This is a genomic window from Rhodococcus sp. IEGM 1241, from assembly GCF_033142365.1.
GTDB lineage: Bacteria > Actinomycetota > Actinomycetes > Mycobacteriales > Mycobacteriaceae > Rhodococcus_F > Rhodococcus_F erythropolis.
On record NZ_JAWLSE010000008.1, the window covers coordinates 93905 to 105014 of the forward strand.

Genomic DNA, 11110 nt, shown 5'->3' on the forward strand with positions numbered 1-11110 from the left:
CTGAGCTTCGCGGGGAAAACGACAGGAGTGAGGTTCAGATGAGTGCTGCGAAAAAGGGTTCACCCGCTGAAGGAGTCGTGGAATTCATCGGTTTCGTTGTCTTCTTGGTGATTGTCATCGGAGCGATTGCCACAGCATGTTCATAAACTCTGGCCGGTGGACGAGTTATCTGCTGGGCGCCTGTTTCGAGGAGTACGACGACCATGAATACTCACCATCATGAGTAACGGACGCAACGCCGACCCCACGGTAGTTGTCGAGAAGAAGAATCGTATTCGCGACACTCATGTGACGGCGTTGAATTCGCTCGCTGACCATATCGCCGACTCTGTCGGGCTCCCCCACGGACACGTGCCCTACGTGGATCCGGATCTCGGTGGAATCGATGCGCGAGTTCTTGTTCTGCTGGACAACCCCTCCACGAAAGCTGAGGCCGGTACCGGGTCCGGTCTGCTCAGTCTCGACAACAACGACCGCACTGCACGCAACTGTCGCGAAGCGTATGCCCGCGCCGGTATTTCGTGGTCGGACGTGGTGCATTGGAATGTCGTCCCGTTCCCTGTCTCCGGGGTCAAGAACGGTGGTTCGACCCCGGCCGAACGTGCCCGCGCGGCTCAGTGGACCCGAGAGTTCGTCGCGTTGTGCCCGAATTTGGAGATAGTGCTGTTGTTGGGTGTCGCCGCACGGGACGGGTGGGAGCGCGCCGGCATCGAACGCGACGTGTATGTCGTTCCGGGAAACATTCCTCATTGCTCCGATCGTGGCTTGAACTCGGCCGGCGGACGGGAACGATTCGACGCCGCCATCACCGACATCGCCAGGATGCTTTCCACCGGAAACCACCACACCAGCAGAAAGCGGACATCGATGAACGAGACACCCTCGTCGAACAGTTCATTATCAGAGCCCACTCGACCAGGCACTGCTGCAATGGACCTGTTCGAGGGCGCCGGCCCTGGCAGCGAACTCGCTGTCTCCGTCGAACCGGAAGGCATTCTCGTTGCCGGGGACCCGGAGGTCGTAGCCGGATACCTCGCGCGCCTGACCGATCTCGCCGGCGAGGCACTCGATGTTTCCGGCGTCAGCACAACCTCGATGGCCAATGTCGCCGCCGCTGCCGTCGGAGCGAAATCTATTGCCGCCCAGGCCGGTCAGTTCGTGCGACTGTCACCGGACAGCGTCCAGGCATTGAAGACGTACAAGGTGCTGCCCGGTAACAACGGATTCTTCCGAATGACCGTCGTCGACCAAGCAGGGAAGTTCCGCCAGCAACTGCAATGGCAGAAAGTATCCCTCGGCCCCACCCAAGCACTGTCCTACCAACTCATCGCGGTGCAGGTCGCCCTCTCGGTGGCCATCGCGTCGGTGAACGAATCGATCGCCCGCGTCGACGGTAAAGTCGAACAACTCCTCGCCCTCGCCCAAGCGTCCCGAGTCGGTGACGTGGTCGGTCATTTCACAACCTTGGATCGGCTCGTCACCACCCTCGACGAACACGGAACACTGCCGACCGCAGACTGGGAATCTGTTGCCGGACTCCGGCCCACCCTGAATGTGACCATCGAGCGCCTCCGAGAACACGTCAAACGCACCTTGGCCGGGTTCGATGCCACTCGCCCGGTCCAGGATCGCGCCGACTATCTCCGCCGAGCAATCGAAGAGAACCGGCTCGGCGAATCCCTGCACCTATTGGTGGTCGGTGAGCAGTCGCTCTATCTGTGGCAGCGGTTGCGGATCGCGCGCGTGCAGGCCACCGAGCCGCAGCATCTGCAGGTGGTGCTCGACGACGCACGCACAGTGCTGGCAGAGCATTTCGAACGCGACGGCGAACTGTTGCTGCACGCGCGGTCGGAACTGTCGAACTTTGCAAAAATGCACCGACTCGACGGATTCCGGTGGGGCGCCGCCCACAATCTCAAACACGACATCGTCAAACTCAAGAACGACCTCGACGACTTCGCGCAAGCACGTGGCAGCCAGGTCATGGGATGGACCGACCACGAGAGTCCCAGCGTCGTCGACGCCCTGGCGGAAGTCGGCAGTCGGGCAGCGTCCGCAGGCAGTGCTGTCGCCGGCGCGGCCGGCAAAGCGATCGGTGCCGGTGTCTCAGGAGTCGGATCCGGGCTCGGGTGGGTGGGCCGCGGGATCGGAAACCTCGTGGGCTCGGGAAACCAACACGCAGACAAAGTCGAGATACCGACACCTACAACGGAACATCGTCTCGCGGGTGCAGCCACCGCAACCGCACAACCTGACGAGGCGAATCCGAACTCGTGCGACGGCGACGATTCGACATCCGAATCCTCCATGCTCACACACCAACCCGATCGAATCATGCCGTCTTCCGCCCCGATCGCGTACGACGACGACATCTTGCAGCTCATGCTCTTCGGCCATCTACAGGTCGGCGACCAGCTGACGTATCACGATACCGGCCGCGGGCTCACCTACATCGCAACGATCACGCGGGACGGGGCCCTCGACGTCGACGGGAAACGCTACGGGCCACCCTCGGCGCCGTTGACGGACATCATGGGCCGGCAACGGCACGGTTGGAGGGACTGGCAACTGGCCGATGGGCGGCAACTTCGACAGCTGCGGCGACAAGCGTACGCAGAAATGCGCCGCTGACACCCGTCCTAGCTCTGCCACCACACGCCGACCCGTCCACAGAATGAAGCGATCACAAATGACAATGAAAAAATCCTGGCTAGCAGCGCCGATCCTGCTTCTCGCGCTCAGTGCATGCAGCGGCCAGGGCACATCCACCGAACCTGCCTCGTCTGAGGGAGCAACTGCAACCGCCACGACACCGAGCTCCTCAGGGACACTCACACCGGTCTCCAGTACCACGATTGTGGAGATCACGACGGAAGCCATCGTCGAACCGCCCACAGCGGAGGCAACATTCATCGACACGCCAACGCCGGTGGTGACCAAGCACATCGACTACTGCACCTCGCCCGGCCCGAACACCGCGTTCACGGACGGAACATACGGTTGGACGGACGAATGCGCCGGCCCCGCAGCGATCAACCGGGTCAGCGAGATCACCGCCAACGGAGGATCCTGCGACGGAACCACGTGCACCAACTCACTAGGAATGACCTTCCCCGACCCTCGGGCCGAAGCCGGAATGTCCGATGCACCGCCAACAGCTGGCACTCCTCGGACCACGCCAAGCACGCCGACCGTAACGAATCCGCCGAACCATCCCCAGGTCCTGTGGTCGAATTGCCTGCAGCAAGGCAACACCCAGAACAATGCCGGGAAATACTCGACAACTGATTCTCACGCCCAGCGAAAGTCCGGCCAGTCCTGAGCACGTCGGCGCTGCAATTCCCGGGGGGCGGTCTTCGACACTCTCGCCCGACTTTGATCCACTCATTCGCTGAGTAGGTCCTGTGGTTTGACTGTACGTTTTTCCGCATCAGCACTCGAGTACCGTCCGACACTGATGGAGACGATATTCGACGTAGGTTCTGCACACGGGTTCTCGACGGAACGAAGAGAAACCCGCTGCGGAGACCCGAATTCGGATACTCACTGCATCCTCGGCCACTGTTACCTGGGCCACTCGGTACGAGGAAAACACACCGCACACCTTTGGGTGACCCACCCTGCTGGTCGTCAGTACCAGCTGGGTGGGTCGAGTGTGCCCAACTCTGGGGGGCCGGGCGCACGATCGGGGGCGGCTCGCCTGCAGTCGTGTGACATCTCGGCGAACCCCCATCCATCGCCGCCTCGAACGGAGATGGAGTGGAAGGGAAATGTAGCGCACACGATTCCCCTGACCTGTAACCACCCAGCGTGTTTCGGCGGTCATTTCCTTCCCGTGATGTGCGGCGGATCTAAGCTCAACTCGACAACCACGGCCTCAACTTCACGGGAGCAGCGATGAGTCCTCGGCCCACCTGGCTCCACACCCGATCCACCGAATTCCGGGCCGCCCTCCTCGATCTCGGGCTCACGATCACCGACACCGAAGCCCGGAAAATCCTCGACGACAAACTCACCGAATACGCGACCCTGATGAGGGTCACCCGCCAGACCGCGCAGCGTGACTTCACCGACGAACGTCTGATCGCATTCGCGCAGTCCCTCGCTATGTCTCTCTCCGACGAAGCCCCCGGCGCCGACCTGATCGAATTCGAACGCACGATCTCCGTGCCCGTCGCTGCCGTCGGTCTGACCACCGCGGCGCTGGCCGAAGCCTTGAAAGTCGCGCACATCAACCTCGACGACAAAGAAGCTGTCGCCGGCCTGTCCTTGCTCTCGACTCTCGGTATGATCACCGCCGACGCCAATGCTTTCTTCGTCCCGACCCCGCGTCCTCTGCTCTTGCGGATCGCCCGCTATCTCGACGGCGCGGCGGCATCCGTCACCGACGGTGCGAACCTGCCCGACGGCCTCGACGACACCCACAGACAGCACTTCGCGGACATCCTCGCCCAGGACGCCGACGGAATCCGGGCTCTCGCCAACACCGAAGACGGCGACACCCCGCGACTGTGGCGCACTCCCAACCCGCGCTGACCGCCGGTGCAGCGAAACATAGTCGATGCGCTGAAACCTGCGGGACGGCTCGCCCGCCGATAGACCAGGGGTGGCTACCGGCGGAGCGTTCGCCATGCCCGTTGGGGACCGGGTGATGCCGCCCCCGAAAATTTACGTGTCACCCACCCCGGTTACCAGTCTTCGCACAGTTACAGCTACTTGAGCATTGAACTACCGAGGAGTACCTCGCCGCCTGCAGGTGAACCGGTACCGAGTTAGTTCATCGCACCCATGAGTCGCCTTCACTTATCTCCCGCGTACCGACCGGTCAGCAATGACGCAGTAACATCACCATTTGGTGCGCTGCTTTCCGCCTCGGTTCCAGCGCACCACGCACCACCCGATACCACCGCGCAGGCAGTCGCCCCTTTCACTCGGCCTGCATGATCCACACGTGCAGGAGCTACCCATGGCCTCCCCCGACGAGCGTCTGACCGCCAAACTCGAGCAACTCCCCATCAGCGACGACGCCCCCATGTGTTCGCTCCTGCGCACGACGCTGCTCAAACACGCGCAACAGGGCAGCGATATCACAGAACCGACCGTGCTCGGACTGCTCGCTATCACCGGTGTCCTCGAAGAACGGCTCACCAGGCTCGAAGCCATGATTCAACCCGCCACCGCCCCATGCCCCCCGCATCGCCTCGCACCCACCGACTACGTCTGCACGAACGACTCGGCGTGTCAGTCGAAACTGCCCTGATTCTCGGGCTGCACCCTCTCCGCCATCGTCATCGTCAGGTGGGCAAGCGGAAAAACGTGCCTGTCGAAAAGGCAAAGCCAACGGTTTATTCGACATAGATTGTCGACACGAGTTCTCGACATCTCGACCTGTGCACGAGCTGGGGATAAGCGTGCTTCACAGAAACGTCTAATACCGATCCAATTTCGACAAGACGCGCATTCTCTTGTCACCGACGCAGCGTTTCACACGGACACAAAGGTCGATGCTGACCCCGTGCGAGCCGTGCGAGGCATCCGGCGAGAGTCGCTGCACCTTAATGCCCGAAGCCGGAACGACGCACCCGCAAACCCGGAATATGTTGATCGACTTCACAATTCGATTAACCACACGCTCTTGTCGGCCCGAATACAGTCACGGACATACCCGACGCAAACCAGTTTTGTACAGTTCTCGACGAGCAATCAGGCGCTGGTCACCGAAAGGACGAGGCCGTCATCGACGCTGTAGGTCCACGACGCTTTCCAGCCTTCCCATTGCCCATCGCCCTTGCCTACATCGGCGCTAGTCCACATCATCCGATCCTCGATGCTAGGGGGCACTTCCGTCTCTCTCAACAGGCAGTTACGAGCCCGTGTGAACTCGGTGCTACGTTCGCCACCTGGTTTTTCACTCCTCAGCGTGTCGCCGTCGATTGTCAGACCGCTGTTCGACTCTGAGCATGTCGCGAACACCGCGTCCGCCTTCGAATCACTGAAGAGTTGCGAGAACCCGAAGACTCCTAGAACAACAATGAGCACGGCTGACAGCCCAATTACTGCAATGAGCAGCTTCTTGTTTGTCCCGGACTGTGCAGCGAATTCGGCCATGCTCGAAAAGATAGACCCGGATCGGCTACATCACTCACGCGCCCCCTGGCCCTAAACCACGGACCGCTCGCTGCGCCGGGCGACCGCATCCCCTTTTCCCTTCCCAGTGATCGCTTTCCACGGCCGGCATCTTTGCCTGTGGGCGCCGCCCCGCAGCCTCTTCATCGGTCCAGGGGCGATGCGACCACGAGCCGTTGACAACCTTGCGGTAGAAACAACTTGCGGTAGAAACAGAATGTTCTCAGCTGACAATGAAAGATGCTGCCATGGTTCGAGCACCTAGAAATGTTCGACGCTCTGCTGGCCCCTGGCCGAACTTGACGAGCGGAGAACAAGCGAGATCGGCAGGTGAGAAAAAGCCGATTCCGAAGTCGAACTACAAGCCAACTGAACGCGACCGACTGGCAATCCGCGTGACGAACCGGGTACTCGCTGCGTATCACCGTGGGGAGACAGGTCGCGTTCACCAGCTCCGTCCGTTGGTAGAAGAGCTGGTAGTACAGCCACCCGACACCGAGGTCACAGAGCGGCTGCGTGATCGAATTCGTGAAACCCTTGGCTGGTGCGCGAGGACCCTGCCGGACGGGTCACCATGCCGCTTCACCGGCGAAGCCGGAACCCTCTATCGCCATCGTGCAACACGAAACATCCACGAGTCTCGTTCAGCCCGAAAGAATCGCGTTCAGTCCATGATGCAGCGGAACCAAGCGGACAGAAGCTCTGTTGAGACAAACTCCGCCAGAACAAAATCCGGTGCGCGTGTGCACACGCGCCACGAAGCGTCAGCTTCTCCGCCCAATCAGGAAGTATCTGTGACTTCACGACTAAACCCGAGCTGGGCAGACGCTGTTCGCGGCATGATCTCCAGACAGTTCAAAGCCGGGGAAATCTTCACGAGCACCGCTCTTCATCATCTCTTCGAAGATTCTTTGAGCGACCTGTATCCGAAGAACAGCACAATCCGCGAATCACTCTCCAACACCTTGCAGAAGCTTCGCGACGAAGGCTTCTTGGAGTTCGTTGACAATCAGGGAACCTATCGCCTACCCGACACCACGCCACGTCCGGTGACGCATACAGCACGAACCGCACCTTCCAACCGCATCGTAAGTGCGGAGAAGCGGACCTCATCCCAGGAACGGAATACAGAAGCCCACACTCAGATTCTCGAATTCTCTGTGATCAATCCTGCGGCAATAGACGAGTCAGGCGAGCAGGAACCAGTAGAGTTGCATCTCATAGTGCAGAATCTCGACCCGATCAAGCCGAGTTATGAAACCTCCGACGATATGCACATCTGCCAATCGTTCGGCCGGATAATGCGAATACGATCGAAATCGGGAAAATCAATGACCGATGTTGACATAAACGCCACACATCTTATCTCAGGTCCAGTTTTCCGCGTACACATCACGGAGGGCATGCCTCGAAGCTACGAGTTCTACATGCAGGTTCAGCAGATTATGAAGCTTCTCAAGTCCGGAAGCTCCACCGTCGCCCCGTATGAGTACCAAATCTTGCCGGAGCCGTCTCTCGCTTTGGAGAGGAAGAACGGGTGGTATCTCGCACCGTCCCAGCCCTTCTGCGTACGCTGCAGGCGAGCAGGCGAAAATGCGGACAAGGATTCTCGAATAGAGCGGATCTACACAAGGCGGCCTCACGCGATCCATCTGTGTCAGCAACATATTTCAGAGTTCAACATGCAGGCCGCACGAAAACGATCGATCACATCACGGGGTCGAACCATTATATAGGAGCTTCACGCCGAGCAAGTTGCTGTCCCCTTCACACCCCTGTTCGGGGAAGCTGGGGGACAGTTCACGGAACGATGGCTTCAACGCTTCGCTGAGGGGCAGATCCGCATCTGCCGATGCCATGTCAGTTCTGAGGCGGGCGAGTGGCAGTGGCATCGCCCCGCAGCTATCTGCGTCGTAGATCCCAGCGACTGCCTCCTGTCCACCACGGAACATTCACCCTTGAAACGACTCGTCGTCTACATGACAGACGCCGGGAGAATGACTGAAGATATCGACCGTTTTCAGAACACCGGCGTTGTATCGGCACCTTACGGAGCCGGTCGATCAATCAGATCGACCTCACGCACTCTCGATCGTGGGCCGAGTTATTTGCGAAGGAAAGCGAGAATCAACCGCAGCTCTCATAGACGCAGGCACCGTTCTTGGGACCCAGTCAGACCTACCTCACTCATCGCCTCCTTCACCCCGGTTATCCAATATTTTTAGCTTCCCTCCCCGGTGATAATCTTCCGACAACGTCAACCACTGTGGGATAAATACATCCCAACCCACCGCGCACCTGGCTTCCCTGCCATTAGGTACGGGTTCACCCACAACACCCCTACCGAAGGACAGGAAAAGACATGACCGGCGAGCAAACACAGTACGAGGTCACCGAGATCAAGGCGATCCGGGGCACCGAGGCGAAAACGATCACAAAAAAGCAGCAGGAAGGCTGGGAACTGGTCACCCAACAGCAGGGCACCCTGCGAACCACCATGACCTTCCGCCGACCAAAGCCAAAGACCCCCTGGCGATTGTGGGCCGCAGTCGGCGGCGCCGGTGTCATCCTGGCGGGCATCATCACCATCGGGGCGCTGCAGGAAGACGACAGCGACGCGTCCACGACCGAAGCCGTGGCAGCCACGAGCGCCGAGCAAGCCTCCCCACCTCCTGCTCCCGAACAGGCAGCGGAACCTGCGGCCCCCGAAACCGCTGAGATACTCACCATCGACAACAACGAGGATCTCGCCCGGATCCTGCACGATACGGACCAGTGCGGCCAACCAGTCGCCGATTTCGCCACCCAGTATGCAGGCCGGACCATCCAGTTCGACGGTCACATTGCTGCGATGAACAACCACGGCAAGTACAAAACGCGCTACGACATTCTGATCGGTGCCAGAGATTTCGACGAAAGAGACGGCGGCGGGCCGAATTTCCAGTTCCAGGACGTCAACATCGTGTCTGATCTACATCTCATCGGTCCCGACATCCCCGACACCTTGGGGGTTAAAGACACCCTTCGGGTCACTGCGGTCGTGGAAGAATTCGAGGAAAAGAGGGGCTGTCTTCTCCAACTTGACCCAGTCTCCACCGAGATCCGCTAGCAACCGCCCCATCACTAACACTCCGAGCCGATCTTGATCCGCCTGGCCAACTGGTTCTTCAATCTGCCGCTGGTGCCGTGTCTGTCGTAACCGCCGCACCGCCGTCATTCCGTCAGCAACGTCCATTCCTGCAGTTCCAGGACGATTACGGCGCTTCCGGTTGCACGTACGCCGGTAGTTTCATGCCTCATTTGCGACGTGATTGAGTGTCTCGAATTAGAATCGATTGCACGTCCATCGCGATCATGACCGGTGGGTGTGGCGGATTCTCTGCCACAATCAGGTCTATGTCCGATTCTGGCCCTCAACGCAGTGGCCCCATTGCGGTGGGTTCTCGGGTCAAGGTGATCCCGTCCTCCGAATCACGGTCCGGCGATACCGAGCCGCAGGTTGGGGTCGTGGTCGAGGACTACGCCGATACCGTCATCGACGCCTCTGACCTGGGGCGGGACTGGGCGCCGGTGCAGCGGTGGGCGATCGCCCTCGACGACGGCCGTTTGGTCTTCGCCGCCGAGGGCGGTCTCAAGCTCGCCTGAATCTTTCGTTTTCTCACCGAGAAGAATCACGGGATATAAGTGCGCCACTCGTTGATGTCAGTGAGAAAAGATGCTGTTCAGTGCTTAATGTGCGGCGTCGAAAGCCTCGATGACGTCGGCCTTGATCCGTCCACGAAGGGAGACCTCGAAGCCGTTCTTGGCGGCCCAGTCCCGGATCGCTTTCAGTTGCTCGGCGGATCGTCCAGACCCCGACATCTTGATCGCCGTCGAAGTATTCGCACGCGACTTGCCGGCAGAGGAGACCTTCTCCGCCACCTTTATATACGGCGCGAATACCGCCTCGATCTTGTCAGCATTCGCGGGTCGCAAATCAATCCGATAATCGGCACCCTGATACGAAAAGGTGACTTCGTGCCCCAATCAGGCGTCGATGGGCTTTCCATCCAGATCGTCGATAAGTTGGCGAATAAATATTTCGGCCACAGGGAAATCCTTTTCGTTACATTCTGAATGAATATCGCGTTCATGTTATCCGCAGTATCCGATAATTCAGGACACTCCTACCAGCGACCCGCCGACCACAAACGCGCCGTCGACCTCGAGCGCGCCCACAGCGGTCTCGGCAGTCGATCGGACCCGATTTTCGGCGCCGCCGAACGATGTTTCATAAACGGTTGTATTTGAAACATCGGGGACGTTTTTCAGTGAGCTGGCCGAAGACATGTTCCGAAACTCATGTCCAAAACTGATGGTTCATTATTCGGCTTGTCGGTGAGTTCTGGAACACTGCTGCGTCATGGGTGAACTTTTGGGCTACGCGAGGGTCTCGACTACCGATCAGACCAATGATCCGCAGGGCGACGCTCTGAGCGCTGCCGGTTGTTTCAAGGTCTGGACCGAAACCGCCTCCGGTGCAACCACCACCCGGCCGCAACTGAGCGACCTTCTTTCCCATCTTCGCGAGGGGGACACATTGGTGGTCTGGCGCCTCGACCGGCTGGGTCGCTCACTCCCCCACTTACTGCAGACGGTAGAAGATCTCGCCGCCCGCGGTGTCGGATTCAAATCGTTGACTGAAGCGATCGACACCACCACTTCCGGCGGCAAACTGATCTTTTCCATCTTCGGTGCTCTCGCTGAATTCGAACGGAACCTGATCCGCGAGCGCACTCAGGTCGGTCTCGCTGCAGCCCGAGCCCGTGGCCGCACCGGTGGCCGGCCACCGAAGATGACGTCGACGAAACTCGCTCAGGCACAACGGATGCGGGAGAACGGGATGCACCTGACCGACATCGCCGAAATCATCGGCGTCGGCAGGACAACGCTGTACCGACATCTGAAATAAAATCGTTGCACTGCAACAGATTTGACCGTGACT

General features: G+C 59.6%; 10 protein-coding genes and 1 pseudogene. 9 read left to right on the forward strand and 2 right to left on the reverse strand.

Annotated elements, in window-relative coordinates; translation table 11 throughout:
• Nucleotides 1-219: 219 nt before the first annotated feature.
• The 5 genes and pseudogenes from R4P70_RS27920 to R4P70_RS27935 form a co-directional block, all read left to right on the forward strand.
• Nucleotides 220-828: pseudogene (locus tag R4P70_RS27920) on the forward strand (uracil-DNA glycosylase); the annotation flags it as partial.
• A gap of 1554 nt (nt 829-2382) precedes the next feature.
• On the forward strand, nt 2383-2631 hold the full coding sequence (locus R4P70_RS32770) for a hypothetical protein (RefSeq protein ID WP_372461259.1): 249 nt from the start codon (nt 2383-2385) through the stop codon (nt 2629-2631).
• A 58-nt stretch (nt 2632-2689) separates the two neighbouring features.
• Nucleotides 2690-3322 (forward strand): hypothetical protein, encoded by a 633-nt coding sequence (locus R4P70_RS27925; RefSeq protein WP_317832811.1) that lies wholly within the window; start codon nt 2690-2692, stop codon nt 3320-3322.
• A 575-nt stretch (nt 3323-3897) separates the two neighbouring features.
• Nucleotides 3898-4536, forward strand: a complete 639-nt coding sequence (locus tag R4P70_RS27930) for a hypothetical protein (protein WP_317832813.1) — start codon at nt 3898-3900, stop codon at nt 4534-4536.
• A 430-nt stretch (nt 4537-4966) separates the two neighbouring features.
• The gene (locus tag R4P70_RS27935) at nt 4967-5260 is read left to right on the forward strand and encodes a hypothetical protein (RefSeq protein ID WP_317832815.1); all 294 of its coding nucleotides are present in this window, start codon (nt 4967-4969) and stop codon (nt 5258-5260) included.
• A gap of 443 nt (nt 5261-5703) precedes the next feature.
• Here R4P70_RS27935 and R4P70_RS27940 read toward each other — a convergent pair whose 3' ends face one another.
• Nucleotides 5704-6108, reverse strand: coding sequence for a hypothetical protein (locus R4P70_RS27940; protein WP_317832817.1), 405 nt, complete (start codon nt 6106-6108; stop codon nt 5704-5706).
• Nucleotides 6109-6425: 317 nt separating this feature from the next.
• Here R4P70_RS27940 and R4P70_RS27945 point away from each other — a divergent pair, with 317 nt between their 5' ends.
• The 3 genes from R4P70_RS27945 (at nt 6426) to R4P70_RS27955 (ending at nt 9771) form a co-directional block, all read left to right on the forward strand.
• A complete protein-coding gene (locus R4P70_RS27945; RefSeq protein WP_197494252.1) occupies nt 6426-7862 on the forward strand; it encodes a hypothetical protein in 1437 nt (478 codons plus the stop codon).
• Nucleotides 7863-8488: 626 nt separating this feature from the next.
• Nucleotides 8489-9235, forward strand: a complete 747-nt coding sequence (locus R4P70_RS27950; RefSeq protein WP_317832819.1) for a DUF4839 domain-containing protein — start codon at nt 8489-8491, stop codon at nt 9233-9235.
• 287 nt (nt 9236-9522) lie between these two features.
• Nucleotides 9523-9771: a hypothetical protein gene (locus tag R4P70_RS27955; RefSeq protein WP_317832821.1), complete on the forward strand. Its 249-nt coding sequence runs from the start codon at nt 9523-9525 to the stop codon at nt 9769-9771.
• Between the two features lie 84 nt (nt 9772-9855).
• Here the strand turns inward: R4P70_RS27955 and R4P70_RS27960 are convergent, their stop codons facing one another.
• Nucleotides 9856-10152, reverse strand: coding sequence for a histone-like nucleoid-structuring protein Lsr2 (locus R4P70_RS27960; protein WP_269455328.1), 297 nt, complete (start codon nt 10150-10152; stop codon nt 9856-9858).
• A gap of 376 nt (nt 10153-10528) precedes the next feature.
• Here R4P70_RS27960 and R4P70_RS27965 point away from each other — a divergent pair, with 376 nt between their 5' ends.
• Nucleotides 10529-11077 carry a recombinase family protein gene (locus R4P70_RS27965; RefSeq protein WP_317832824.1) on the forward strand — a complete coding sequence of 183 codons (549 nt, stop codon included), beginning with the start codon at nt 10529-10531 and terminating at the stop codon, nt 11075-11077.
• The last annotated feature ends 33 nt before the right edge of the window (nt 11078-11110 follow it).

Excerpts from the sequence above, each read along its gene's own strand:
- R4P70_RS32770 (WP_372461259.1), top strand. The coding sequence starts at position 2,383 with ATGCTCTTCGGCCATCTACAGGTCGGCGACCAGCTGACGTATCACGAT.
- R4P70_RS27925 (WP_317832811.1), top strand. The coding sequence starts at position 2,690 with ATGACAATGAAAAAATCCTGGCTAGCAGCGCCGATCCTGCTTCTCGCG.
- R4P70_RS27930 (WP_317832813.1), top strand. The coding sequence starts at position 3,898 with ATGAGTCCTCGGCCCACCTGGCTCCACACCCGATCCACCGAATTCCGG.
- R4P70_RS27935 (WP_317832815.1), top strand. The coding sequence starts at position 4,967 with ATGGCCTCCCCCGACGAGCGTCTGACCGCCAAACTCGAGCAACTCCCC.
- R4P70_RS27940 (WP_317832817.1), bottom strand. The coding sequence starts at position 6,108 with ATGGCCGAATTCGCTGCACAGTCCGGGACAAACAAGAAGCTGCTCATT.
- R4P70_RS27950 (WP_317832819.1), top strand. The coding sequence starts at position 8,489 with ATGACCGGCGAGCAAACACAGTACGAGGTCACCGAGATCAAGGCGATC.
- R4P70_RS27955 (WP_317832821.1), top strand. The coding sequence starts at position 9,523 with ATGTCCGATTCTGGCCCTCAACGCAGTGGCCCCATTGCGGTGGGTTCT.
- R4P70_RS27965 (WP_317832824.1), top strand. The coding sequence starts at position 10,529 with ATGGGTGAACTTTTGGGCTACGCGAGGGTCTCGACTACCGATCAGACC.